Genomic DNA, 25614 nt, shown 5'->3' with positions numbered 1-25614 from the left:
GGCGCCGGGCGCGTGGCCCGTGCGGCACGAGGAGCGGTGGCCGGGCGACGCGCCCCCTCCCGCGCGCCGCCCGACCGGGCACCCAGGGCGACGGACTCCCACGAGAGGCGTCGCCGTCGATGCCACCGGTGCCGACGGTAGTCCGCGGACCGTTGCACGACCGTTGCACGACGGGATCGGTCGTCGGGCCGCCGCGGAGGTCAGCGCAGGGTGCGGTCGAGCTGGGCGAGCCGCGTGTGTGCGCGCAGGTGGGCGGCCGATCCGATGGGTGCGACGCGCGCGAGGGTCTGCCACGCCTGCCAGTCGTCGGCACCCTGGTCGCTCGCGGTCCAGCGGGCCACGAGCTCCGGGTCTCCGGATGCCAGCGCGGCGGCCCGGACCTCGTCCTGCACGGTCGCCCGCACGCGGGCCACCCCCGGGGCGGCCGAGCGCGGCAGCACCGACCCGGCGTACGCGTTGAGCGCACCGGCGACGTCACCGACGGCGAGCGCCCCGCGCACGGTGTCGACGTCGGTCTGCAGCGGCGCCGTGAGCCGGTACGGCCGCGACTCGGACAGCAGCGGCCCGACGAGCCGCCGCAGGCGGGAGATCTCGGCACGGACGGTGACCTCGGACAGCTCGGACTCCGAGAGCAGGACCGCGAGCTCGTCGCCGCGCAGCCCGGCCGGGTGCTCCGCGAGGAGCAGGAGGATCTCGGCGTGGCGGCAGGTCAGGCGGCGTCGGCCGGCCGGTGTGTGCAGCGTGCCGCCGTGGGTGCCGAGCACGGAGAGCCGTGCCGCGGGCGGGCTGTCGACCGTGGAGGTGATGGTCGCCTCGATCGCGGCGACGGTCGCGCGGACCAGCGCGAGGGCCATCCACGACGCGGCGTCGTCGCGGCCCGTGACGTCGAGGACCCCCAGCAGCCGCCCGTGGGGGTCGTGGACCGGCACGGCAGCGCAGTTCCACGGGTGCACGACACGCGCCCAGTGCTCGGTGCCCATCACCTGCAGCGGGCGCCGCGTCGCGAGCGCCGTGCCGAGCGCGTTGGTGCCGACGGCGTCCTCGCGCCAGGCGGCGCCCTCGACGAAGCCGACGTCGTCGAGCGGACGTCGCAGGTCGTGGTCGCCGTCGACCCACAGCAGCCGGCCGGCCTCGTCGCTGAGGGCCGCGACCCACCCCGCCTGCGGCTCGACCAGCAGCCGGCGGACGATGGGCACGGCGCCGGACAGCGGGTGCGAGCTGCGCAGCGCCGCCAGGTCCGAGCCGCCGATGTCGACCGGCGGCGTCGGCAGCTCGGGGTCGACGCCCACGCGCCGGCTGCGCCGCCACGAGTCGGCCACGATGGGCCGCACCTGGCGGCCGGGGTCGTCCCCGGAGATGACGAAGCGCTCGTGTGCTGCGCGCACGAGCGCCGTCGGCCACGCCCCGGACTCGTCGGCGCGCCAGTCGCCCGGCCGGGAGGCCGGGATGGGGCCGGGCACGCTGGCGACGCGGGCGACGCCTGCTGAGGCCCCGTCCTGCGCCGCGTGGGCGTGTCGGCTCATGCGTTCGTACTTCCGTCGTGAGGGCGTACAGGATCCGTCGTCGTATTGTAGGCGAAAGCGACGAACCCACCGTGATTAATGTCACACTTCTCATCACCGCGGGCGACCGGGCGCCCGGGTTTCCTGACATCCTGTGCAAAGATGTCAGCATGCCAAAGATCATCGGGGCGTCGTTGCACGAGCACCGCGAGCAGACCCGCCGCCGTCTGTTCGACGCCCTGGCCACGCTCATGAACGAGCGGGGCTTCGATGTGATCACCCTCGCCGACATCGCCGCCGCCGCGGGCGTCGGGCGCACCGCCGTGTACAACCACTTCTCCGACAAGGAGTCGCTGCTCCTCGGATTCATCACGCACGAGACGGACGAGTACGCGGCCCGGCTCCAGGCGTCGCTCGACGACATCGACGACCCGGTCGAGCAGCTGCGCGCGTACGTCCGCGCGCAGGCCTCGCTCACGAGCGTCTACCACGTCGCCCCGGGCCCCGAGCTGCGCACGGTGCTCTCGCGCGGCGCCCAGCGGCGGATCCGCGAGCACGTGGGTGTCGTGGAGCAGGTCCTGCGCCGCATCCTCGACGCCGGCATCGCCTCGGGTGCGTTCCCGCAGCAGGACCTCGCCACCACGGTCCCCCTCGTCAACGCCTGCCTCACCGGTCGGGGACTGCCCGACGACGGCGCGGACCGCGAGCACGCGATCGAGCAGACCGAGGCGTTCGTGCTGCGCGCCGTCGGTGCACGGGTCCCGGTGACGGCCTGAGCACGCAGGGCGGCCGGCCCGGTCCGGCCCGCGGCAGTGGTGACCGCCGCGCCGTGTCGAGCAGGGCGTGGCGCGACCGTCAGACCGGCCGTCGGGCGGGGGCCCGCGACGGGCAGCGCCGGTCGGCGCCCGCACGCGTCCCGTCCACGCCGGTCGAGCTGACCTACCTCCCTGGCCTCCGCGACGTCCTCGCCGACGAGGTCGCGCAGCTGCTGCCGGACGCCCGGGGCGTGCGCGACGTGCCCGGCCGCGACGACGCGCTCACGCTCACGCTCCCCGGGCCGCTCGCCGCGGTCACCGCTCTGCGCACCGCCGTCGCCGCGTGGGTCGTGGTGCACCTGGACGTGCCGCGGCCCAAGTCGTTCGCCAGCCCGGAGCACATGGGCCGGATCGTCGACGCGGCGTACGCCTCGTTGCGCGTCGGCGGCTCCTCGACGTTCCGGTTCGAGGCGGCCGGTGCCGACTCCGCGGTGTTCACGCGGCTCGCCGGCATGCTGCACGAGGCGACGGGCCTGCAGCACGACCCCGACGCGGGCGACCTCGTCATCCGGGTGCGACGCGGCACGCGGACCGCCGGGGCGCGGGACGACGCGGGTCGCGGGAGTCGCCGCGGACCGGCGCCCGGCGACGTCGACCCGGGCTGGGACGTGCTCGTGCGCGTGGGGCCGCGCCCGCTGTCGGCGCGCACGTGGCGCGTCGCGGACTTCCCCGGCGCGGCGAACGCGACGATCGCCGCGGCCGTCGCCCGGCTGGCGGGCCTGCGAGCCGACGATCGCGTGCTCAACCTCATGGGGGGGTCGGGCACGCTGCTCGTCGAGCGCCTGCTCGCGGCGCCCGCAGCCGCAGCGGTCGGCGTCGACCTCGACGCGTCCGCGCTCGACGCCGCCCGGGCCAACCTCGAGGCCGCACGGCTGCTCGCCCGCCCTCCGCGGCCCGTGCTGCTGCGGGCGGACGCGACGGACGCCGACGCGCTGCGGGCCGCGGTCACCGAGCCGCTGGGCGGGCTCGCGGACGTCGTGCTCGCCGACCCGCCGTGGGGCACGCTGCACGGCTCGCACGCCGACGCGCCGCGGCTGCACGCCGGTCTGCTGCGCGCAGCGCACGCCGTGAGCGCCCCGGGTGCGCGGCTCGTCGTGCTGACGCACGAGGTGAAGGTGATGGAGCGCGTCCTGCGGGCCGCGTCGGACCAGTGGGAGCAGCGGTCCGTGACCCGCGTGTACGCCAAGGGCCACCACCCGCGGATCCACGTCCTCGACCGCCGCTGAGGGGGGTCGCGGGGGTCACCCGGGCGTTCGTCGGTCACGGCGGCGCCCGGGACGGACGTCCCTGCTGAAACGGTTAGCACCCTCGCGCGCCAGATGCCCAGGCCGCACGGTGGGTCACGCCTTCGTGCTCACCGTCGCCCGTCGATCGCATCGATGCGACCGACGGGCGTGCGCGGACGGGAGCCGTTCGTCACCGACCCCCAGGAGACCTGCATGTCCACACGCACCAGCAGTCGGCTGGGCCGCCTCGCCAGGCTCGCCCTCGCCATCCCGCTTGCGCTCGCGGCCACCGGCCTCGTCGCCACCTCGGCGTCCGCCCACGGGTCCGTCACCGACCCGCCGTCCCGCAACTACGGCTGCTGGGAGCGCGAGGGCGGCACCCACCAGGACCCCGCCATGGCTCAGCGTGACCCCATGTGCTGGCAGGCGTTCCAGGCCAACCCCAACACCATGTGGAACTGGAACGGCCTGTACCGGGAGAACGTCGGCGGACGTCACGAGGCCGTGATCCCCAACGGCCAGCTCTGCTCCGGCGGCAGGACGCAGAACGGCCTGTACGCCTCGCTCGACACCCCCGGCCCGTGGACCATGAAGACGGTCCCCTCGTCGTTCAAGCTGACGCTCACCGACGGCGCCAAGCACGGCGCCGACTACATGCGGATCTACGTCTCCAAGGCCGGGTTCGACCCGACCACCGAGGCGCTCGGGTGGGACGACATCGACCTCGTCAAGGAGACCGGCCGCTACGGCACCACGGGCCTGTACGAGACCGACGTGAACCTCTCGGGCCGCTCGGGCCGCGCCGTCCTGTTCACCATCTGGCAGGCCAGCCACCTCGACCAGCCGTACTACATCTGCTCGGACATCAACATCAACGGCACGGCGCCCACCCCGACGCCGGGACCGACGACGCCGGCGCCCACGACGCCTGCACCGACCACTCCCGCGCCCACGACGCCTGCGCCCACGACGCCTGCGCCCACGACGCCGGCGCCGACCACCCCGGGCCCGCAGCCCGGCAACGGTGCCTGCAGCGCGACGGTGAAGGCCACCAACACGTGGGGCGGCGGCTGGCAGGGTGAGGTCGTCGTCACGGCCGGTTCCAGCGCGATCAACGGCTGGAAGGTCTCCGTCGGCGGCGCGACCATCACGCAGGCGTGGAGCGGCTCGTACAGCGGCGGCACGCTGACCAACGCGGAATGGAACGGCAAGCTCGGTGCCGGTGCCAGCACCACGGCCGGCTTCATCGCCTCGGGCACGCCCGGGTCGCTGACGGCCACCTGCACGGCGTCCTGACGCACCCCCTGACCCGTCGGCCCCCGCCGGCGGTGCACGACCCCCGTGGGGGCACGACCCACGGGTAGCACGGCTCGACGGCCGGGCACAGCCACCCCTTCGGCTGTGCCCGGCCGTCAGCGCGTCCCCCTGTGCGGACCCTGCGCCGAGCGCGGGGGACAGCACCCGAGCGCGGGCGAAACGACACCCGCGCTCGGCGTCCTTCCACCGCGTTCGACGAGACGTTCCCAGCTGGTGGCCCGCGCGGGGGAGCATGCGGCGCGTCGGAGAGAATGTGCCGCGTGACGTCTACCGCCGCCCCGCGCCTGCCCCGTGTCCGCGCGTCCGAGCTGGTCGGACGCGGCTGGCTCAACACCGGGGGCAAGGACGTGACCCTCGCCGACCTGCGCGGGAAGGTCGTCGTCCTGGACTTCTGGACCTTCTGCTGCATCAACTGCCTGCACGTCCTGGACGAGCTGCGGGAGATCGAGGAGCGGCACCGCGACGTCCTGGTCATCGTCGGCGTGCACTCGCCCAAGTTCGTCCACGAGGCGGACCCGGTGGCGCTCGCTGCGGCCGTCGAGCGCTACGAGGTGCACCACCCGGTGCTCGACGACCCGGACCTGGTGACGTGGCAGGCGTTCACCGCGCGCGCCTGGCCGACGCTCGTCGTCATCGACCCCGAGGGGTACGTCGTCGCGCAGATGGCGGGCGAGGGGCACGCGCACGCGGTCGAGACGCTGGTGAACGAGCTCGTCGCCGAGCATGAGGCCAAGGGCACGCTGCACCGCGGCGACGGCCCGTACGTCGCCCCGACGCCGCAGCCGACGACCCTGCGGTTCCCCGCCAAGGCGGTCGAGCTGCCGGGTGGCACGTTCCTCGTCGCCGACGCCGGGCACCACGCGCTCACCGAGGTGGCGGCCGACGGCGAGACGCTCGTGCGGCGCATCGGGTCGGGCGAGCGCGGGCTGGTCGACGGGGGTCCGGACGAGGCCCGGTTCAGCGAGCCGAACGGCCTGTGCCTCGTGCCGGACGACCTGCGCGAGCGCCTCGGGTACGACGTGCTCGTCGCCGACACGGTCAACCACGCGCTGCGCGGTGTGCGCCTGGCCGACGGGCACGTCACGACCGTCGCGGGCACGGGCGAGCAGTACATGGTCGGCGCCGTGGACAACGTCACCCCGGCCGCGGGCGGCACGTCGAGCCCCGTCGAGGCCGGCGTCGGCGACCGGTGGCCGGCGCGGCAGGTCAAGCTGTCCTCGCCCTGGGACGTCGCGTGGTCGCCGCAGCTCGCCGCGTTCGTCGTCGCCATGGCGGGCAACCACACGCTGTGGACGTTCGACGCTGAGCAGGGCTCGGTCACCCACCTCGCGGGGACCATGAACGAGGGCCTCGTGGACGGTGGACCGGAGCAGTCGTGGTTCGCGCAGCCGTCGGGGCTGTCGGTCGACGCCGCCGGGCAGGTCTGGCTGGCCGACGCCGAGACCTCGGCCCTGCGTCGGCTCGACCCGGCCGACGCGCACGTGCACAGCGTCGCGGGGACGGGCCTCTTCGACTTCGGCCACCGCGACGGGGCAGCGGACCAGGCCCTGTTCCAGCACCCGCTGGGCGTCGCGGCGCTGCCTGACGGCTCGGTGCTCGTCGCCGACACCTACAACGGTGCGCTGCGCCGCTGGGTCCCGGGGGACGACGGCGGCACGGTCTCGACGCTCGCGACGGACCTCGCCGAGCCCAGCGGGCTCGTCCTGCCGGCGGGCGACGCCGACCACGTGCTGGTCGTCGAGTCCGCCGCGCACCGGCTCACCCGCGTGCCGCTGCCGGCCGGCGCGGGCACCCAGGTCGACGGCGGTGCGCACCGCACGCAGCGGCCCGTCACCGAGATCGGTGCCGACGTCGCGCTCGAGGTCGTGTTCCACCCGGCGGCCGGGCAGAAGCTCGACGACCGGTGGGGCCCGTCGACGTCGCTGCAGGTGTCGGCCACGCCGCCCGGGCTGATCCTCGACGGTGCGGGTGACGACGTCGCGCTCACCCGCACGCTGCGGCTGGACCCGAGCGTCGGCGAGGGCGTCCTGCACGTGACCGCCCGCGCCGCGAGCTGCGACGCCGACCCGGCGATCGAGCACCCGGCCTGCCACCTGGCCGCCCAGGACTGGGGTGTCCCGGTGCGCGTCGTGGCCGACGCCCCGGCGGTGCTCGTCCTGCCGCTGCACGGCTGACGGCGTCAGGGCGCGCGAGGGCGTGAGGGGTCGCGCTTCGGCGGGACGTGCTCAGGGCGTCCCGACGTCGAGGACCGCGATCGCGACCAGCGCGCTCAGGGCCGTCTGCACCTGACGGCCCGTCGAGGCCGCCGCGGCCACGGCGATCTCCACGACCCACTCGTCGCGCTCGACCGTGAGCAGCCGCGTCTCGGAGACGTCGGCCGGGCTGCCGCCGCGGGCGACCGTCGTGAACGTCTCGGACCCGGGCATGCGCTCGCGGACCGCCCACGAGTCGCCACCGAGCGTCTCGGTCGCCGCGGCGGCGAACGCGCACAGCCGCGGCACGACCGCGGGCGCGGCTGCACCGATCGCGACGGCACCGCTCGCCGTGAGTCGCTCGACGGCCTGCAGCGGGTCGGCGATCGGCGGGGTGGTGCGCGCGCGGGCGCGGGCCCGGCGCCGCTTCGCCTGGTACTGGGCCTGGTCGGCACGGCGGAACAGGTGCCGGGCCTCCACCGACCCCATGACGGCGGTCGACGCGATGCCGTAGGAGATCGCGGCGCCGTGCGGCAGCGGGAACTTGGCGACCGTCGTCGCCATCGTCGTCGCGACGACCTCCCGCGGCTGGTCGGTCGTGACCAGGCAGAACTCGTCGCCGCCGATGCGGGCCGCCGTGGCGCCCGGGATGGCGTCGGCCGCGCGGCGCAGGACGTCCGCGACCGCGCGCAGCAGGTCGTCACCGGCGTCGTGGCCCAGCTCGTCGTTGACGCGCTTGAGGCCGTCGACGTCGCACATCACGACGCACGTCTCGCGGCCCGACGCCAGCGCGACCTCCGCGGCCTGGTCGGCGGTCCGCCGGTTCGCCAGGCCCGTGAGGGGGTCGTCCGCGATGATGTGCCGCATCTGCTGCTCGAGGTCGACGCGCGCGATGGCACCGGCGGCGAGCGCGGCGAGCACCTCGGCCGTCGCGACGTCGTCGGCGTGGAACAGCGGGGCGTCGAAGTCGCGCACCACGGTGATCTGGCCCCACACCGCGTCGTTGACGACGACGGGCGACGTCAGCGCGGAGGCCGCCCCGACCTCACGCAGCAGCTCGACCTCGACGCGGTCGCCCGCGGACGTGTCGCCGGGGCGCACGGACCGGCCCTGGGCGTCGAACGCGTGCGCGACCCAGCTCTCGCGGTTGCGCAGCAGCGCGCGCAGGGCGGGACGCTCGTCCGCGCGGTACGTGGTGCTGAGGAACTGGTGCCAGCGGGGGTCGTTGCTCGGCGGCTCGAGGTGCACGACCCGGCACGTCTCCTGCGTGATCCGGGCCACCGCGCACGCGTCGGCGCCGAGGACGTCGACCGCCGTCTGGGCCGCCGCGGCGACCACCTCCTCGACGTGCCGGCAGGCGTCGAACCGGTGCGCCGCGACCGCGAGTCCGCGCACGCCACCGAGGTCCGCAGCCGAGAGACCACCTCGGTGCGCACCCTTGGCGGTCGTGCCCCTGCGCGTCACGCTGCCCATCATCGGGCCTCGACCCCCGATCCGCCGAGTGCGGGAAGTGAGAGGTCCGTGAGATCACTCGTCCGCGTGGCGCCGCGACCGCCTCCCGTGCGGGGCGTCCCAGGTGCTGGAAACGTTTAGCCGGGTTGTTCGGACCTGGCGCGGTCCCCACCCTGGGGCCACACCGCACCAGCTGGTGCCCTGCCCCCTGCGGCCCGACGGCCGCTCGCGCGAGAGGGAACCCCCGCATGCCCCGACCGAGATCCACCCGCCGCACGCTGGGCGGTGTCGCCGCCACAGCGCTGGTCGCGACCGCCCTCATCGCCATCCCCACCGCAGCGCAGGCGCACGGCGGCCTCACCAACCCGCCCACCCGCACGTGGGTCTGCTACCAGGACGGCCTGGCAGGCGGCCAGGCCGCCGGCGAGGCCGGCAACATGCGGCCGACCAACGCGGCCTGCCAGAACGCCTTCGCCGACAACAGCTACGGGTTCTACAACTGGTTCGGCGACCTGCTCGGCACCATCAACGGCCGCCACGAGACCATCCCGGACGGCAAGCTCTGCGGCCCGGACTCCAAGTTCGCCGCCTTCAACACGCCGTCGTCCGCGTGGCCGACCACCAAGGTCACCCCCGGTCAGACGATGACGTTCGAGTACGCCGCGGTCGCGCGTCACCCCGGGTACTTCACGACGTGGATCACGAAGGACGGCTGGAACCAGAACGAGCCGATCGGCTGGGACGACCTCGAGGCCGCGCCGTTCGACCGCGTCCTCGACCCGCCGCTGCGCGAGGGCGGCGTCGCCGGGCCCGAGTACTGGTGGAACGTGAAGCTGCCGTCGAACAAGAGCGGCAAGCACATCCTGTTCAACATCTGGGAGCGCACGGACAGCCCCGAGGCGTTCTACAACTGCGTGGACGTGGACTTCGGTGGTGGCGGCGGCGTGACGCCGACCCCGACGCCGACGGTCACGCCGACGCCGACGCCGACGGTCACCCCGACGCCGACCCCGACCCCGACGCCGTCGGTCACGCCGACGCAGACGCCGACGCCCACCCCGACGCCGACCCCGACGCAGACCGTGCCGGACGACTCGGTGTGCGAGGTCGAGGTCGACACGTCGAGCTCGTGGCCCGGCGGGTTCCAGGGCAACGTCACCGTGTTCAACGCGACGATGGAGCCCGTGAACGGCTGGGAGGTCAGCTGGAAGTTCGCCAACGGCGAGCAGGTCCAGCAGTCATGGAGCGCGGTCGCGACCCAGTCGGGCTCGACCGTCACCGTGAAGAACGCGGCGTGGAACCCCACGATCGCGCACCACAACGCCGTGACGTTCGGCTTCATCGGCGCGGGCACGCCGAAGCAGGTGACGGACGCGACCCTCAACGGCCAGCCCTGCGTCATCCGCTGACCCGCTGACCCGCGACATCGCAGCGCAGAAGCGCCCGCACCCGTTCGAGGGTGTGGGCGCTTCTGTCGTCGGGAGGGCGTCAGGGCTGCGCGACGAGAAGCATGGCCTTGGTGGAGGTTCCGGTCCCGGTGACGCGCACCTCGGCCGACGTGCGGTCCTCGAGGGCGAACGCCGGGGCGACGGCCGGGTCCGCGCCGGTGGCGCACGGGACCGTGACGGTCTCGAACGCCGAGGACTCCAGTGTCACGTCGCCGCTGCCACCGCACACGAGCACGACCGCGTACGCGGCCGGCTCGAGCGTGAGGGACAGGACCGCCGTGGACCCGCCGTCGGCGCACGACACCGTGACGGCGTGCTCGGGCTGCGGCAGAGAGGCGCACGCGCCGTCGTACCCGGCGCCGTTGCGGCCTGCCAGGTCCGACGCGCCGAGCGACTCCAGGGTCGGCCCGTCATCGGTCGAGCACCCGGTCGCCAGCAGCGCCACGGCGAGCGCCACCGCGGCGCGTCCTCTCAGCCGTCCCACGTGGGGTAGCCGATCTCGGTGACGCAGTCGGTTCCGTCCGTCCTGACGAGCAAGTCCGTGGCGGCCGCGATCATGTCGTGCATCGACGCGTCCTCGGCCAGGTCCACGTCGTTGCGGTCGAGGCACTCGCGCAGCAGCGGGGACAGGGCGGCGTCCCTGCGCTCGTTGTAGGCGACGGCATCCGGGCTCATCGCCTGCCAGAACGACTCCACCTGGCTGCTGTGCCGGCGGTTGCAGTCCTCGAGCAGGGCGCGTCCCGCCTCGGTGTCCAGGTTCGTGGCGCTGTTCGTGCCGCCGACCTCGAATTCGAGGATGGTCACCCCGTTGTACGGACGGGCCCCCTTGACGTCGACCTGGAAGCCCTGCGTCCGCATGCACTCGAACGAGCGGTTCATCGCGGCCTCGTACTCGGCGTACGTCACCTCGCCGTCAGTGAGCGCCGCCACCTGCGCCTCGTCCGCGCCGGCAGCGTGGGCCTCCGCCGCGAAGGCCGCTGCCGGGTCCGTGTCGGCCGGCACGGGCGACCCCTCGTCCGGGGAACACCCGGCCAGGAGCGCCGTAGCCGCGAGGACGACGGCCACCGGCCGGCGGGAGACCACTCGGTCCATCGTCAGGAGCCGGAGTACGTGGACGAGCTCAGCTCGCGAGCCGTGCCCGCCGCCACCCGGCACCCGGCAGCCGACCCGGCGGAAGCGGTGCCGACGAGCACCGTCGTCCCGAGCAGGACGGCAGCCGACGTCGACGCGAGGACATGGCGAATACGCATGTGCGGTCAGTCCTTCTGACAACCCGCGGCGTCCGCACCGTCGCGGAAACCCCCTGACCGCGAGTGGTCACGGGCGAACCTAGCGGTCGCCCCACGCCTCGACAAGCCTGCGGCAGACCATTGCGGGAGCGTGCGCACCGCCACTAACCTGCACCGTCGCCAGCACCGTGACAACAGTCACGGCAGGCCGACGCCGTCAGGAGCAAGGGGGCGAGATGGCGGGTGACGGACGTGCGCGGGCGCCGCGCACGGGCGCCGCGGTGACCTGGGTGGTCCTCACAGGTCTCCTCGTCGTGCCGCTCCTCGGCCTCGGGGGATGGTGGGCGGTCGCTCGCGCCGAGAACCCCACGCGGTCTGCCGCAGACGTCGACGCCGTCGTCGTGCCCGTCACGCACGAGGACGTCCGGGCGCGTGCGACCGTCAGCCTCACCGTGGGTGACGTCCCCGGACGCGAGGTCACCGGCACGGTGACCGGGACGGTCACAGCCGCGCCGGTTGCGGGGTCCACGTACGACACGGGTGACGAGCTGCTGCGGGTCGACGACCGCCCGGTGCGCGCGATGGTGTCCGGCGCGCCGTTGTGGCGCGCTCTGGGTCCCGGCGACGTGGGCGCCGACGTCCGGCGGCTGCAGGAGATGCTCGCCACCCTCGGCTATCTCACGGCGGCGCCGGACGGCCGGTACGGCGAGCGCACCGCGCGCGCGGTCGCGGCGTTCAACCGCGACGGGGGCCGTGGCCCCAGCGTGCGCGAGATGGACCCCGCGTCCGTCGTCTGGATCGGCCCCGAGCCGCTCGTCGTCGCCGAGGTGCTGGTCGCCGTGGGGGGCGTCGTCGGGCCGGGGGTCCCTGTCGTGCGCGGTCCGGCGCGCCCCGACGTCGTCGAGGTCACCGAACCGCCCGGCGGGGTCGACGGCGCCGGCGCCTTCGGGGGCGCGGCACACGTCGTCGTCGGGGACGTCGAGGTGCCGTACGTGCCGGGTTCGGGGGCGATCACGTCGCCCGAGGACGCGCAGGCCGTCCGCACCGCCCTCGCTCCGGCGACCGAGGGCACCGCGCAGGTCGTCGCGGCGGAGGCGTCGCGCGTCGCGCTCGTCCCCGCGTCGGCGCTGGTCAACGGCGCCGACGGCACGGTGTGCGTCTACGCCGGGCTCGGGGCCGAGCCCACTGTCGTCACGCCGCTCGGTGGTGGCGTCGGCAGCGCTCAGCTGCCCGCCGACCTCCCGCTGGGCGAGGTGCTGGCGAACCCGGGTCGGGTCGTGCCGGACCGGCCGTGCGCCTCGTAGCCGACCAGGTCGTCGTCCGCTATCCCCGCACCGACCGCGACGTGCTCGCCGGCGCGAGCCTCACCGTGGACGCCGGCGAGTCCGTCGCCGTGCTCGGGCCCTCGGGTTCGGGGAAGTCGACCATGCTCTCGGTCCTGGGCGGGCTCGTGCGTCCCGCGGTGGGCGCGGCGTACGTGGACGCGGCTCCCCCCGCCCCGCGCCTGCGGGACGTGACCTCATGGGTGCTCCAGACGACCAACGCGCTGCCGGAGCGCTCGGCGTTGGACAACGTGGCTCTCGCCGCGCTGACCCGGGGCGTGTCGCGTCCCGCGGCGCACGCCGAGGCCCGTGAACGCCTCGCGCAGGTCGGTCTGGCCGCGCGTGCCGACGATCCCGCGCGCGTCCTGTCCGGCGGTGAGCTGCAGCGCGTCGTCATCGCGCGCGCGCTGGCGGGCGGCCGGCCCTTCGTCCTGGCGGACGAGCCGACCGGGCAGCTCGACCACGCCACCTCGATGGTGGTGCTCGACGCGCTGCTCGAGGGAGCAGCGGGGGCGTCCGGCACCGGCGTCGTCGTCGTGACCCACGATCCCGAGGTGGCCGCACGGTGCACCCGCACCGTCCGTATCGAGGACGGGAAGGTGCTGGCGTCGTGACCGCGCCGCCGCACCAGTCCGCCGGGCGTTGGCGCACGTCCGCGTCGTTGAGCGAGGGCGTGGCGAACATCAGGTCGTCCGTGCTGGGCCCGATCCTCGTCGCGGTGACCGTCCTGGTCGTCGGGGTGTCGCTGGTGGTGGACGTCCGCACCGCCGGCGAGATCGTCGCCGCCGAGACGGCGTACCTGGACGCCGGTGGCGACCTGCTGGTGGCGCGAGGCCAGGACGGGGCCACGGTGGACGCCGCCCGCTGCCACGCGCTGTCCTCCGTGGCGGGCGTGCGCGCCGCGGCGGGTGTGACGACGGTGCCGGCGGCCGCGGTCCTGGTGGGGCGGCCGGAGAGCGCCCAGGCCGTCGTCCGCGCGACGCCGGGCGTGCTGGACATCCTGGGGGTCGACGCCTGGGGGCCGCGCGACGTGGTGGCGTCCCAGGCCGTCGCGGAGCGGTGGCAGTGGCAGGCGGGCACGCGCCTGCAGTTCGAGGCGACAGGCGCGACGGCCATGGGCGCGCCGACCGGCGTGCTGCAGGTCGCCGCCGTCGCCGACCTCGCCCTGCTTGGGGATGCGGCGTCGACGGCGGTCCTGCTGGTGCAGGAGCCGACCGGTGAGGTCGACGAGTGCTGGGTGCGCGTCGCGCCGCAGCACCGCGACGACGTGCGTGCGGCGTTGCCGGCGGTGCTGGGAGAGACCCGGGAGTCCGCGATCCACGTTGCCGACCGGTTGCCGCCCGGTGCGCTCGCGCAGGACCCGGCGGCGACGTACGACGCCCGGCCGACGCGTTGGGCACCCGTGGCGGCGGGCGTGGTCGTCGGCCTGCTGTGGGGCGTCGTCACGTGGACACGGCGCGGACGCGCGGCGCTCTACGCCGCGGTCGGCGTGCCGTGGGCCGGAGGGGTGCTCATCCGGTGGACCGAGGGCGCCCTCGTCGTCGCCGTGGGCTGCGTGTGGGCTGCCGCCCTCGCGGCGGGTGTCGGCGTCGTGGTGCTCGACGTCCCGGGCGTCGTGGTGCTGCCGCTGGTGGTGCGTGGCGCTGCGGGCGGGCTCGCGGCGGCGCTCGTCGTGGTCGCGGCGGTCGGGCTGGGGCAGCCGGCGACCTTGGCCGCGCTGAAGGACCGCTGACCGGCGCCTCCGCGGCGCCAGCAGGTGTCCGCAGGACGGCGCGCCTGCGGTGTCAGGCCTGCGCGGTGATGGGGCCCGACGTGCGCACGTGCACGTTCACGCCCCGCACGCTCGTCGGGACGTCGGCGCGCCGGGCGCGGACCGCGTCGTCCTGGACCCGCACGAGCACGCCGTAGCCGTCGTCGTCGGGAGCGATCCCGATGGCGGTCACGCCGGCACGTCCCGCCAGGGCGGTCTTCAGCTCGTCCTTGGCTCTGCGTGCCTCGTCGAGATCGGCCACTGCGCACCTCCCGCGTCACCGGGGACCCGCGCGGTGCTCGCGTCAGGCGAGCAGCGTCGCGTCGAGCGCCCCGAGGACGGCATCGATGGGGTTGACGTACGTCAGCCCACGGCCATTGTCCCCCCCGACCTCCGACCCGGCAAAGAGCAGTCCCAGGGCCACGCCGTCCTCGCGGTAGACGAGCGACCCGGAGTCGCCGCCGCGGGAGAACGGAGCGGTGCTGGTCCCCTCGATCTCCACCTGGTCGTCGAACCGCAGGTTGCCGAGCTCCTCGCCGTAGCCCACGACGACGTCGTCCAGCTCGATCGCGGTGACACGGCCCGTCGTGACCGCCGTCGTGCGCCCGACCTTGCCGACGAGCTCGCCACCCAGGGCCCGGGCCGTCGTGGTGACGCGGCCGACCGGGTACGTCGCGTCGACGTCCTGGTCGTCCAGCAGGGCGAGCGCCGCATCGACCCGCGCCGTCCGGCCGGACTCGAGCGGGACGAAGCCGGCGAGCGTGCCGACCCGGTCCGCGGGGGCCTGCCCGCCGTCGGCCGGGCCGGGCTGCAGGATGTCGTCGCCGCGACGTCCCGCCGGGGAGCCGACCAGCACGTGGTAGTTCGACAGCGCGTGCAGCACGCCGTCCACCAGCACGAACGCGCCGAGCGTGCCCGCGGACACGTCGACGTGCGCGATGGACACGCCGGGCCGCAGCGGGCGCACCCGGCCCGTCTCACCCAGCGCCTGGGCGGTGACCACCGGGGGACGCGGCCCCGGGACCGCTGCGCCCTCCGTGCCGACGTCCGTCCCGGAGGTGGAGCCACCGGTGAGGGGACGGATGCGGCCCGTGCGGCGCAGGTCGACGACCTTGCCGACCTCCCCGATCTGCGCGGCGACCTGGCGGGCGATCGAGCGCACCTCCGGCAGGCCGAGGCGGTAGCGCAGCGCGATGCCGTAGCTCCCGTCGGGGCACGGCGCGAGCCCCACGGACAGCGGGACGACACCCGCCGTCGTCGTGGACGGCCGCAGCACGGCCTCGGAGAGCGTGCGTGCCACCTCCAGTGCGTGGGCCTTGGCCTTGCGTGCCTCGTCCTGGTCCATGCGTCCCCCTTCGTCGTCGCCCCCTGGCGCCGCGCGCGGTGCTCTGCGCGCGGGCGCCCATTGTGTCCGTCCCGTCCGACATGTGCCGGTCGTGCCCGGGGTGCGGACGCCGGTCGGCACCGCGGCGGACACGACGACGCCCCGCGCCGGTGGTCCGGTGCGGGGCGCCGAGCGCGTGCGAGCGAGGCGTCAGGCCGTCGGGGGGAGCGGCGGCTCCTCGCGGTGCTCGATCACCTGGCGGTGCGTGGTGTTGGTGCGCTGGGCGTTGAGCGCGATCGCGAGGATCAGACCCAGGACACCGGCGCCCATGCAGATGTAGCCGATGACCGTCAGGTCGATGCCCTCGAGCCGGTCGGAGATGCCGAACGAGAGGATCGCCCCGATCACCAGGAGTGCGATGCCGGTACCGATACCCATGTCGCTCCTTCGTCGTGCGTCGGTGGGGGCCACAGCGGCCCACCTGGTTGGCGAGTCTGGTGCCGGTGGGCGGGTCCCGCACCTCGAACGCCCGCTCGACCCGGACGGGCGTCCGGCAGTCGCGGCCCGTGACGGCACCCGTCGGGCCGCTCGAGATGCCGGTGCCACCGCACCCCGGTAGACACCTCCTATGGGTGTGATCGCGCGTTCTGCCGTGCTCGGCCTCGCTGCGGGGGGCCGGTCGTCGGTCGCCCTGGCCGTCCCCGTCCATGCCGCGACGCTCGGCCGCACAGGCCCGGCGGCGCGTGCGGTGCGCCGGCTCACCACCCTCGCGGTCGTGGGTGAGTGCGTCGTCGACAAGCTGCCCGCCACCCCGAGCCGGCTCGTGGCGCCGCAGATCGCCGGTCGGCTCGTCGCCGGTGCGACAGGTGCCGCCGCGCTCGCGGTGGTCGACGGCCGTCGCCTCCCTGCGGTCGTCGTCGCGGCGCTCGCCGGGGGAGTCGGCGCGTTCGCCGGCTCCGTCGCCGGGGCGTCGTGGCGGCAGTGGGCCGCGGACCAGGGGCCGGACGCGCTGCGGCCCGACGTGCGCGCCGCGCTCGTCGAGGACGTCGTCGTGCTGGTCACGGCGAGGGCGCTCGCGCGCTGACCGCGGCCCTACGGTGGGCCCATGACCTGGCAGACCGTGACCTCGCGCGTCGCGTACGAGAACCCCTGGATCACGCTGCGCGAGGACGACGTCGTCGCGCCCGACGGGCGGCCCGCCGTCTACGGCGTCGTCGAGCTGCGCCCGTCCGTCTTCGTCGTCGCGTTGACGGACGACGACGAGGTGGTGCTCGTGACGACCGACCGGTACACCACCGGGCCCGGCTCCGTCGAGGTCCCCGCCGGTGGCACCGACGGCCAGGACCCGCTGGTCGCCGCGCGCCGCGAGCTGGCGGAGGAGACCGGCCTGACCGCCCGGGAGTGGACGCCCGTGGGGGAGATCGACGCGCTCAACGGTGTCGCGCGCGCCGTGGAGCACGTGTTCGTCGCCCGCGGCCTGTCACCGGTCACGGACGCCGCCGGGACCGCCCAGGAGCAGGCCGCCGAGGGCATCACCGCGGTGCGCACCGTCCCGTTCGCCGACGTCCTCGCGATGGTCCGCACGGGCGAGATCCGCGACGGTGAGACCGTCGCGGCGCTCGCGCTCGCGGCGCTGCACCTGGGGCGCCTGGCCTGAGGGCCGGGTGCAGCACCGCGCCCCCGCTCGAGACGCCGCCCGGGAGCGTCACGTCCCGGGCGTGTAGGTGGCCTCCACGAACTCGGCGACGGCGTCGCTGGGGTGTCCGTCGCTCGTCGCGTACAGCCCCAGGTACACCCCGGTGAACCCACCCGCGGTCTGGGTGCTCAGCGCGCGGCCGTCGACGTCGCCGACGTGCTGCCAGGCGCCGTCGTCCGTCCGCGCGTGCGCCGTGTACGTCAGCAGGTCGGCCGTCAGGCGCAGCTCGACCGGGCCGTCGCCGGGCAGCGGCAACCGGCCCGTGCGCTCGCCGACGCCGTCCTGCGTGAGCACGACCTCGACCACGCGCTCGGCGCCGCTGCCACGCAGCACGGCGACCGCGTGGTGCCGGTCGTTCTGTCGCACGGCGACGCCCACCTGCTCGTGCCCGACGAGCCCCGGCGCCTCGACGCGTGCCGTGAGCACGGCGCGGTGGTGCTGCTGTCGCAGGCCGACGAACGCGGGCGTCGTCGGGTCGGCCAGTGTCGCGGGCAGCAGCGGCAGCCGCAGCCGACCGGGCTGCGACGTGTCCGCCGGGTCCGGCGCGGTGCGCAGCCGGTCCCACCGGGCCGCCAGCCCGTCGGTGAAGGTCTCGACGAACGGCGCGTCGGCCGCCGAGCGCACGGTCTGCCCGTCCGGCACGGCGGGGTGCGTGACCTCGGCCGGCACCTGGCCCACCCCGGGGGCGAGCACGGGCCAGCCGTCCTCCCACCGCATGGGCACCAGGAACGTCTCGCGGCCCAGCAGGTGGTGCCCGTCCACGGGGCGCATGCCGAGCGCGAATGCCCACCACGTGCCGTCCGCGGCCTCGACGAGGTCGGCGTGCCCCACGCCGACGACCGGGTGGTCGGCGCCCAGGTGACGGTGCGTCAGCACCGGGTTGTCGACGTGGCCGACGTACGGGCCCGTGACGTGCTCCGCGCGCGCGACCGTCACGGCGTGGTGCTGCTCCGTGCCGCCCTCGGCGACGAGCAGCACGTACCGGCCGTCGACCTTGTACAGGTGCGGCCCCTCGGCCCAGCGGGCCGCCCGCAGCGCGCCGTGCCACAGCACGTGCTCCGGGCCGACGAGCGTGCGCGTGCGCACGTCGAACCGGCGCAGCCAGATGTCCGTCTGCTCGGGGTGCTGCGGGTGCGGGTCGTGCGTGGCCCGGGCGCCGACGTACCAGGCGGACCCGTCGTCGTCGAAGAACAGCGACGGGTCGATGCCCTCCGCGTCCGGCAGCCACGTCGGGTCGCTCCAGCGCCCCGACGGGTCGGTCGCGCTGATCACGAAGTTCCCGCGGCGCGTGCGCCCGTGCATGAGCGTGCAGGTGATCCAGAACGTGCCGTCGTGGTGACGGATCGTCGGGGCGAACAGCCCGCCGGACGCCTTGACGCCGTCGAGGTCCAGCTGCGAGCGCCGGTCGATCGCGTGCCCGACGTGCTCCCACCGCGCCAGGTCGGTGCTGTGGTGCACCGGCAGGCCGGGGAAGTATTCGAACGTGGACGTCACCAGCCAGTGGTCGTCGCCCACGCGGCAGACCGACGGGTCCGGGTGGAACCCGGGCAGCACCGGGTTGCGGACGGTGCCGCTCATGCGACGTCCTCGACGCGCACGGCGCTGCGCAGCGCCCGGTCGCGGCCCGGCCGGCGGACCGGACCGACGAGCTCGACCTGCGCGTGCAGGACGTCGCCCTCGCTGGAGCCGCCGACCTGCACCCCGATGGTCCCGGGGTCGACGACGCGCACCAGGTCCAGACCGGTGTACGACGTGAGGTCCGCGGGGACGGTGAACGTGACGCGGCGGGCGGTGCCCGGCTCGAGCGCGACACGCACGTACCCGGCGAGCTGCTTGACGGGCCGAGCGACGTCCGCGACGGGGTCGGACAGGTACAGCTGGACGACCTCCGTGCCGGGCCGCTCGCCCGTGCACCTCACGGTGACGGCGACCTCGAACTCGCCGTCGGTGGGCACCGGGCCCGTGCTGACGGTCAGGTCCTGGTAGCGGAACGAGGTGTACGACAGCCCGTGCCCGAACGGGAACGCCGGGCCCGGGTCGAGGTTGCTGATGCGGTCCAGCCGGCGCGTGAGGGCGGGGCCGAGGTACGTCTGCGGCCCGCCGCCGGGTAGGCGCGGCACCTGCACGGGCAGCTTGCCGCTGGGCGTGACGCGCCCGCTCAGGACACCGGCGAGCGCGGCCGCTCCCTCCTCGCCCGGCATGAACGCCTGCACGACGGCCGCCGCGCGGTCCACGTAGGCGCCGAGCGCGTACGGGCGTCCGGAGACGACCACGAGGACGACGGGCGTGCCGGTCGCCAGGACCGCCTCGACCAGGTCGTGCTGGATCCCCGGCAGTCGCAGGTCGGCCGCGTCGCAGCCCTCGCCCGAGGTGCCGCGGCCGAACATGCCGGCCCGGTCGCCCACGGTCACGACGCAGACGTCGGCGCCGGCCGCGGCTCTCACGGCGGCGTCGATGCCGCTGCGGTCGTCACCGACGACGTCGCACCCGCGCTCGTGCACGACCTCGGCGCCGTCGAGCTCCGCCCGTAGGGCGTCGAGCAGCGACGGCACGTCGACGCCCAGGCCCAGCTCGGGGTGCCGCGGCAGCACGTGGATGGGGTAGGAGTAGCAGCCGAGCAGCACGCCGGGGTCGGCAGCCGAGGGGCCGACGACGGCGACCTTGCGGGCGGCGAGCGGCAGCACGGCGCCGGGGTTGGCGAGGAGCACGATCGACTCCTCGGCGAGGCGGCGGGCCAGCTCGCGGTTGGCGGGGCTGTCGAGGTCGACCGGCGCGTCGGTGCGCGGTGCGTCGTCGGGTGCGTCGAGCAGCCCGAGCTCGGCCTTCTGCCGCAGGACGCGCCGCACGGCGCGGTCGACGTCGGCCTCGTCGACCCGGCCGTCGCGCACGAGCGGTGCGAGCTCGCCGAAGCACATGGCGTTGGGCAGCTCGACGTCGAGGCCCGCGCGCAGCGCCCGGGCGCCGGCCTGCGCGGCGTCGGCCGCGACACCGTGGGCGGTCGCCAGGAAGGCGATCGCCCAGTAGTCCGAGACGACGGTGCCCTCGAAGCCCCACTGGTCGCGCAGCACACCGGTGAGCAGCGCGGACGACGCGGCGACGGGCTCGCCGTCGATGTCGGAGTACGAGTTCATGACGGACCGTGCCCCGCCCTCACGCACCGCCATCTCGAACGGCGGCAGCAGCACGTCGGCGACCTCGCGCGGACCGGCGGACACCGGCGCGTGGTTGCGGCCGGCGCGCGACGCGGAGTACCCGACGAAGTGCTTGAGCGTCGCGACGACACCCTGCTCCTCCATGCCGCGCACGTACGCGGTGGCGATCGTGGCCACGGCGTAGGGGTCCTCGCCGATGGTCTCCTCGACGCGCCCCCACCGGTAGTCCCGCACCACGTCGAGCACGGGGCCGAGCCCCTGGTGGACACCGAGAGCGCGCAGGTCCCGCCCGATCGCCGTGCCGACCTCGTGGACCAGGTCGGGGTCGAACGACGCACCCCACGCGAGCGGCGTCGGGTACACGGTCGCGCCGTACGACGTCACACCGGTGAGGCACTCCTCGTGCGCGATCGCGGGCAGCCGCAGGCGGTGCCGGCCGATCAGCTCACGCTGGGTGCGGGCGAGCTTCTCGCGGCCCTCGGCGGCAGCGACGGGCTCGGTCCCGAGCACCCGGGTGAGGTGGCCGAGACCGTGCCGGGCGGCCGTCGCGAAGTCCGGCCGGCGGGCGCCGAACGTGTCCTGCATGGGGGCGACGACCTCACCCGCGCCGCGGCGGTCGAACCAGTGGCTGCCGAGCTGTGCCAGCTTCTCCTCGAGCGTCATCTCGGCGAGCAGCAGCTCGACGCGCTCGGTCACGGGCAGCTGCTGGTCCTGCCACGGGGCCGGAGCGGCGTGCGGGGTGGTGCGGGCGGTGGTGGTGCTCACCGGTGTCCTTCCAGTGCGGCCGGCCGAGGCGACGGCGGGGCGGTCGAGTCACGGACCACGAGGGACGTGGCGAGCTCGATGTGGTGCGAGTCGGGCACGCGGCCCTCGTCCAGGGCCAGCACGGTCCGCAGCGCGGCGCGGCCGATGTCCTGCAACGGCTGGTGCACGCAGGTCAGCGGCGGGTTGGTCCAGGCCGCGACGTAGGTGTCGTCGTAGCCGACGACCGACAGGTCGCGGGGGACCGCGAGGCCGAGCCGGCGCGCCGCCTCCAGGACGCCGAGCGCCTGCGCGTCGCTGCTGGCGAGCATGGCCGTCGGTGGGTCGTCGAGCTGCAGCACCGCGTGGGCGGCGTCGCGTGCCGCGTCGTGATCGAAGGCGACGTGCCGCACGAGGGCCTGGTCCACGATCACGCCGGCGCGCTGGCAGGCCGACCGGAAGCCGTCGACGCGTGCGAGGGCGCTGATGGACGCCTCGGGGCCACCGATCATCGCGATGCGCGTGTGGCCGAGCTCGAGCAGGTGCTCGGTGGCGGTGCGGCCACCGGTCCAGTTGGTCGAGCCGATCGAGACGAGCTCGGGGGTCGTCAGGTCCAGCGGGTCGATGACGACGACGGGCAGCCTGGCGCGGGCGATGTTCTCGTAGGTGGTCTCGGTGACCTGGGCGGTCACGACGATCGCGCCGGTGCGGTGCGCCGACGTGAGGCGGCGGGTCCAGCTCGACGGCGGCTCGGGCCGGTCGCCCCCACCGCGCCGCACCCGCGACACGGTGACGTCGACGTCGGCCTCCTCGGCGGCGAGCGTGACGCCGCGCAGCACCTCCATCGCGTACGGGCTGTCGAGCTTGTCGACCATGAACTCGACCGTGCGGCGCGCGTCCGCGCGGCGGGCGCCCGGGCTGCGGTAGCCCAGGTCGGCGACGGCCTCCTCGACGCGCCTGCGGGTCGCGGGCGCGACCTCGCTGTGCCCGTTGAGGACCTTCGACGCGGTCGCGATGGACACGCCGGCCTGCTCGGCGACGGCGGTCAGCGTCGGACGTCGGTGTGGTCCAGGCATCGGGGCCCCCTTCATGTTGCTGCGACGCTAGCGGCATCCCACCGAAAACTTCAAGGGACCATCTGGGCGGTGCCTGACGGTGAAAAGCCCAAAATCTGGGGCGTTGACATTGCTCACCGCCGAAAACTACGGTGCACGTGCACGCCAGAGTTACGAAAAGTTTTCAAGGACGAGAACCGGAGGCTCAACGATGAGATGGACCACTGTGCGCCGCTTGCGCGCGACCGCAGCGATCGTCGGCGGGGCGCTCGTGCTCGCCGCCTGCGGCTCCGGCGCGACGCCTCAGCTCGGGGCTGACAGCGACCCCACCTCGGCCGGCGGCAGCGGGGAGGCCGCCATCGTCTGGGGGCTCGAGGGTGGGCAGTCCGCGTCGTACGAGGCGGCGGTCGAGCGCTGGAACGCCGCGCACCCCGACCAGCCGATCGAGCTGCAGATGTTCGGCAACCAGGGCTACCAGGACAAGCTGCGGATCGCGCTCGGCGCGGGCCAGGGCCCGGCACTGCTGTTCAACTGGGGCGGCGCCGCGCTCAAGACCTACGTCGACGAGGGGTACATCGAGCCCATCGAGGACCCTGAGATCACCGACCGCTACCTGCCGGCCGTGCTCGACACGGTGACGTTCGACGGCAAGGTCTACGGCGCGGCGATCAACAACATCCAGCCCGTCGTGGTGCTCTACAACGACGCGGTCTTCCGGCAGGTCGGCGCGGAGCCGCCCACCACGTGGGACGAGCTCCTCGACCTCGTGCCCGTCTTCAAGGCCGAGGGGATCGCGCCCCTGTCCCTCGCCGGGCAGTCGAAGTGGCCGCAGCTGCCGTACCTCGGCTACCTCGTCGACCGCATCGGTGGACCCGACGTCTTCGACGCCGTCATCGCGAACGAGCCCGACGCGTGGTCCGACCCGGCCGTCGCCCAGGCGCTCACCGAGATCCAGGAGCTGGTGCGTGCCGGCGGCTTCGTCCCCGACTACGCGTCCATCGCCTACGAGACCGGCGCGGCCGACGCGCTGCTCTACACCGGACGCGCGGCGATGATGGTCGTGCTGTCGCAGGCCTACTCCAACGTGAAGAACGCCGCGCCCGAGTTCGTCGAGTCCGGCGACCTCAAGGCCGTGCCGTTCCCCGCGTACGACGGCGGAGCGGGCGACCCGGCGAACCTCGTCGGCAACCCGTCCAACTTCTGGTCCGTCAACGCCGGGGCCAGCGACGAGCACAAGGCCACCGTGCTGGCGTTCCTCGCCGAGCAGGTCATGAACGACGAGTACATCGGCGAGATCCTCGACCGGTCGGCCGTCCCGGGCGTCGCCACCGCGCGCGACCAGATCGCCGAGCGGGACGACACCTTCGCCGACCTCGTCGTCGGCCTCACCGAGGCGGCCCCCCACTTCCAGCTGTCGTGGGACCAGGCGATCAACCCGTCGCAGGCCGAGCAGCTGACCACGCAGCTCGACCGCATCTTCCTCCTGGAGACCACGCCGGAGGAGTTCGTGACGACGATGAACGCGACGCTGGACACGAAGTGACCACGTCCGCGACGACCCTCCCCGGGGGCGGCACCGCCGCCCCCGGGGGCGGGGCGGGCCCCGTCCAGGCGGCCCGCCGGCAGCGACAGCCCGTCTCGGCGTGGCTGCTGGCCCCCGCCCTCGTGCTCTTCGGTGGCTTCGCGATCGTGCCGCTCATCGGTGCGGTGGCGCTCTCGCTGACATCGTGGAACGGTCTGGGCACACCCTCGTGGCTCGGCCTGGAGAACTGGCGGTTCGTCCTCGGCGACCACGTCACGTGGCTCACCCTGGGGATCACCGTGAAGGTCATGCTCGGCACGTGGGCGGTGCAGACGCCGCTGAGCCTGCTGCTGGGCGTGTACCTCGCGCCGCGCGGCCGCTGGCGCGCGTGGATGGGCCTGGTCTACTTCGTCGCGCTCCTGATGTCGTCGTCCGCGGTCGCCCTGGTCTTCAAGAACCTGCTGGACCCGAACTTCGGCCTCGCCGGCCCCTCCGGCCCCGGCTTCCTGCGGCACGCGTGGCTCGGCGACCCCAACACGGTGCTCCTCGCGGTCATCCTCATCATCGCCTGGCACTTCGTGCCGCTGCACACGCTGCTCTACCAGGCGGGGGCACGCCAGATCCCCGGGTCGCTGTACGAGGCCGCCCAGCTGGACGGCGCCGGCACCGTGCGCCGGTTCTTCTCGATCACCCTGCCGCAGCTGCGCTACACGATCGTCACGTCCTCGACGCTCATGCTCGTCGGGTCGCTGACGTACTTCGACCTCGTGTTCGTGCTCACGGCCGGTGGCCCCGGCTACGCGACGCGGCTGCTGCCGCTGCACATGTACCTCACCGGCTTCAACGCCACCGAGATGGGCCGCGCCAGCGCGATCGCGACGATCCTCGCGGTCTTCGGGCTGTGCCTCTCGCTCGGGCTCACGCGGCTGTCCGGGTTCAACAAGATGCAGAGCCAGCAGGAGGGTCTGTGATGTCCACGACCGAGGCACTGCGCCCCGCCACCACCGCCGAGGCGTCCACGACCCCGCGCCGGCGGGCCGACCGGCGCCGTCCCAACATCCCCGGCGGGATCGGCTCGCTGCTGTGGTTCGCCGTCGTCGCGGTGCCCTTGTACTGGGTGTTCGTCACCAGCCTGCGGACCCAGCAGCACTTCTTCACCGACCACCCGCTCGGTCTGCCGACCGTGCCGACCCTGGACAACTACCGTCAGGTGATCGACGCGGGGTTCGACCGCTACCTGGTCAACTCGGTCGTCGTGAGCGTCGGCTCCGTGGCCCTCACGATCGTGGTGTCGCTGCTCGCCGCGTACACGATCACGCGCAACCAGTCCGGGTTCGTCACCCGGACGTTCTCGCTCTTCCTGCTGGGGCTGGCCATCCCGCTGCAGGCCGCGATCGTCCCGATCTTCTACATGATCACCAAGATGGGGCTGTACGACACGCTGCTGGCGCTCGTGCTGCCCTCCGCCGCGTTCGCCGTGCCGATCACCGTGATCATCCTGGTGAACTTCCTGCGCGACATCCCGCGTGAGCTGTTCGAGTCGATGCGGGTCGACGGGGCGAGCGAGTGGCAGGTCCTCACCCGGCTCGTGCTGCCGTTGAGCCGCCCCGCGATCGCGACCGTCGCCATCTACGACGGCCTCAACGTGTGGAACGGCTTCCTGTTCCCGCTCGTTCTGACGCAGAGCCCGCAGCAGCGTGTGCTGCCGCTCGCGCTGTGGGCGTTCCAGGGCGAGCTGACGATCAACGTCCCGGCCGTCATGGCCGCCGTCGTCCTGTCGGCCCTGCCGATCTTCCTGCTGTACGTCATCGGACGCCGCCAGCTCGTCGCCGGCCTCACCGCCGGCTTCGGCAAGTGACGACCGCCGTCCC

General features: G+C 74.5%; 24 protein-coding genes. 13 read left to right on the top strand and 11 right to left on the bottom strand.

The window, feature by feature from the left end; translation table 11 throughout:
• Positions 1–200: 200 nt before the first annotated feature.
• Positions 201–1523 carry a GAF domain-containing protein gene (locus tag IR158_RS09200; protein WP_291812284.1) on the bottom strand — a complete coding sequence of 441 codons (1323 nt, stop codon included), beginning with the start codon at positions 1521–1523 and terminating at the stop codon, positions 201–203.
• Between the two features lie 149 nt (positions 1524–1672).
• Here IR158_RS09200 and IR158_RS09195 point away from each other — a divergent pair, with 149 nt between their 5' ends.
• From IR158_RS09195 to IR158_RS09180, 4 genes are all read left to right on the top strand, one after another.
• Positions 1673–2278 carry a TetR/AcrR family transcriptional regulator gene (locus tag IR158_RS09195; RefSeq protein WP_291812283.1) on the top strand — a complete coding sequence of 202 codons (606 nt, stop codon included), beginning with the start codon at positions 1673–1675 and terminating at the stop codon, positions 2276–2278.
• Positions 2279–2331: 53 nt separating this feature from the next.
• Positions 2332–3543 carry an RNA methyltransferase gene (locus IR158_RS09190; RefSeq protein WP_291812282.1) on the top strand — a complete coding sequence of 404 codons (1212 nt, stop codon included), beginning with the start codon at positions 2332–2334 and terminating at the stop codon, positions 3541–3543.
• 213 nt (positions 3544–3756) lie between these two features.
• A complete protein-coding gene (locus tag IR158_RS09185) occupies positions 3757–4839 on the top strand; it encodes a lytic polysaccharide monooxygenase (protein ID WP_291812281.1) in 1083 nt (360 codons plus the stop codon).
• 281 nt (positions 4840–5120) lie between these two features.
• Positions 5121–7034: an NHL domain-containing thioredoxin family protein gene (locus IR158_RS09180; RefSeq protein ID WP_291812280.1), complete on the top strand. Its 1914-nt coding sequence runs from the start codon at positions 5121–5123 to the stop codon at positions 7032–7034.
• A gap of 51 nt (positions 7035–7085) precedes the next feature.
• Here IR158_RS09180 and IR158_RS09175 read toward each other — a convergent pair whose 3' ends face one another.
• Positions 7086–8525 (bottom strand): diguanylate cyclase, encoded by a 1440-nt coding sequence (locus tag IR158_RS09175; RefSeq protein ID WP_291813336.1) that lies wholly within the window; start codon positions 8523–8525, stop codon positions 7086–7088.
• 227 nt (positions 8526–8752) lie between these two features.
• On the opposite strand from IR158_RS09175, the gene IR158_RS09170 reads away from it, so the two are divergent.
• Positions 8753–9913: a lytic polysaccharide monooxygenase gene (locus IR158_RS09170; protein ID WP_291812279.1), complete on the top strand. Its 1161-nt coding sequence runs from the start codon at positions 8753–8755 to the stop codon at positions 9911–9913.
• A 79-nt stretch (positions 9914–9992) separates the two neighbouring features.
• On the opposite strand, the gene IR158_RS09165 is transcribed toward IR158_RS09170, so the two are convergent.
• From IR158_RS09165 to IR158_RS09155, 3 genes are all read right to left on the bottom strand, one after another.
• Entirely contained in the window at positions 9993–10436 is a 444-nt protein-coding gene (locus IR158_RS09165; RefSeq protein WP_291812278.1) for a hypothetical protein, read from the bottom strand.
• Entirely contained in the window at positions 10424–10954 is a 531-nt protein-coding gene (locus IR158_RS09160) for a hypothetical protein (protein ID WP_291812276.1), read from the bottom strand. The genes IR158_RS09165 and IR158_RS09160 overlap by 13 nt, the downstream gene beginning before the upstream one ends.
• 92 nt (positions 10955–11046) lie before the next feature.
• Entirely contained in the window at positions 11047–11202 is a 156-nt protein-coding gene (locus tag IR158_RS09155; RefSeq protein ID WP_291812274.1) for a hypothetical protein, read from the bottom strand.
• 269 nt (positions 11203–11471) lie between these two features.
• On the opposite strand from IR158_RS09155, the gene IR158_RS09150 reads away from it, so the two are divergent.
• From IR158_RS09150 to IR158_RS09140, 3 genes are read left to right on the top strand one after another with little or no spacing between them, the layout of a single operon-like run.
• Positions 11472–12485: a peptidoglycan-binding domain-containing protein gene (locus tag IR158_RS09150; RefSeq protein WP_291812272.1), complete on the top strand. Its 1014-nt coding sequence runs from the start codon at positions 11472–11474 to the stop codon at positions 12483–12485.
• On the top strand, positions 12473–13117 hold the full coding sequence (locus tag IR158_RS09145) for an ATP-binding cassette domain-containing protein (protein WP_291812269.1): 645 nt from the start codon (positions 12473–12475) through the stop codon (positions 13115–13117). Before IR158_RS09150 ends, IR158_RS09145 begins: the two co-directional genes overlap by 13 nt.
• A complete protein-coding gene (locus IR158_RS09140; protein ID WP_291812267.1) occupies positions 13114–14235 on the top strand; it encodes a hypothetical protein in 1122 nt (373 codons plus the stop codon). The genes IR158_RS09145 and IR158_RS09140 overlap by 4 nt, the downstream gene beginning before the upstream one ends.
• A gap of 52 nt (positions 14236–14287) precedes the next feature.
• On the opposite strand, the gene IR158_RS09135 is transcribed toward IR158_RS09140, so the two are convergent.
• The 3 genes from IR158_RS09135 to IR158_RS09125 form a co-directional block, all read right to left on the bottom strand.
• Complete coding sequence (locus IR158_RS09135; protein WP_227577121.1) at positions 14288–14515, bottom strand: hypothetical protein; 228 nt, start codon at positions 14513–14515, stop codon at positions 14288–14290.
• A gap of 42 nt (positions 14516–14557) precedes the next feature.
• Entirely contained in the window at positions 14558–15598 is a 1041-nt protein-coding gene (locus IR158_RS09130) for a hypothetical protein (RefSeq protein WP_291812265.1), read from the bottom strand.
• 189 nt (positions 15599–15787) lie between these two features.
• Positions 15788–16015 (bottom strand): DUF6458 family protein, encoded by a 228-nt coding sequence (locus IR158_RS09125; RefSeq protein WP_227577123.1) that lies wholly within the window; start codon positions 16013–16015, stop codon positions 15788–15790.
• Positions 16016–16205: 190 nt separating this feature from the next.
• Here IR158_RS09125 and IR158_RS09120 point away from each other — a divergent pair, with 190 nt between their 5' ends.
• Complete coding sequence (locus IR158_RS09120; RefSeq protein ID WP_291812260.1) at positions 16206–16661, top strand: hypothetical protein; 456 nt, start codon at positions 16206–16208, stop codon at positions 16659–16661.
• A 21-nt stretch (positions 16662–16682) separates the two neighbouring features.
• On the top strand, positions 16683–17234 hold the full coding sequence (locus IR158_RS09115) for an NUDIX hydrolase (protein ID WP_291812258.1): 552 nt from the start codon (positions 16683–16685) through the stop codon (positions 17232–17234).
• Between the two features lie 48 nt (positions 17235–17282).
• On the opposite strand, the gene IR158_RS09110 is transcribed toward IR158_RS09115, so the two are convergent.
• From IR158_RS09110 to IR158_RS09100, 3 genes are read right to left on the bottom strand one after another with little or no spacing between them, the layout of a single operon-like run.
• The gene (locus IR158_RS09110) at positions 17283–18851 is read right to left on the bottom strand and encodes a glycoside hydrolase family 43 protein (protein WP_291812256.1); all 1569 of its coding nucleotides are present in this window, start codon (positions 18849–18851) and stop codon (positions 17283–17285) included.
• Entirely contained in the window at positions 18848–21190 is a 2343-nt protein-coding gene (locus IR158_RS09105) for a glycoside hydrolase family 3 N-terminal domain-containing protein (protein WP_291812254.1), read from the bottom strand. Before IR158_RS09105 ends, IR158_RS09110 begins: the two co-directional genes overlap by 4 nt.
• Complete coding sequence (locus IR158_RS09100; RefSeq protein ID WP_291812252.1) at positions 21187–22242, bottom strand: LacI family DNA-binding transcriptional regulator; 1056 nt, start codon at positions 22240–22242, stop codon at positions 21187–21189. The genes IR158_RS09105 and IR158_RS09100 overlap by 4 nt, the downstream gene beginning before the upstream one ends.
• Positions 22243–22432: 190 nt before the next feature.
• Between IR158_RS09100 and IR158_RS09095 the strand changes: the two genes are divergently transcribed.
• Genes IR158_RS09095 through IR158_RS09085 form a run of 3 tightly spaced genes read left to right on the top strand, consistent with a single transcriptional unit; the run spans position 22433 to position 25601 of the window.
• Entirely contained in the window at positions 22433–23764 is a 1332-nt protein-coding gene (locus tag IR158_RS09095; protein WP_291812250.1) for an extracellular solute-binding protein, read from the top strand.
• Positions 23761–24714: a carbohydrate ABC transporter permease gene (locus IR158_RS09090; protein WP_291812249.1), complete on the top strand. Its 954-nt coding sequence runs from the start codon at positions 23761–23763 to the stop codon at positions 24712–24714. The genes IR158_RS09095 and IR158_RS09090 overlap by 4 nt, the downstream gene beginning before the upstream one ends.
• Entirely contained in the window at positions 24711–25601 is an 891-nt protein-coding gene (locus tag IR158_RS09085; protein WP_291812247.1) for a carbohydrate ABC transporter permease, read from the top strand. Before IR158_RS09090 ends, IR158_RS09085 begins: the two co-directional genes overlap by 4 nt.
• Positions 25602–25614: the final 13 nt, after the last annotated feature.

It is taken from the genome of Cellulomonas sp. (genome assembly GCF_015234515.1).
In the GTDB taxonomy this organism is placed as follows: domain Bacteria; phylum Actinomycetota; class Actinomycetes; order Actinomycetales; family Cellulomonadaceae; genus Cellulomonas.
Note: the sequence above shows the minus strand (reverse complement) of the source record. Positions and strands in the feature narration are given on the sequence as shown.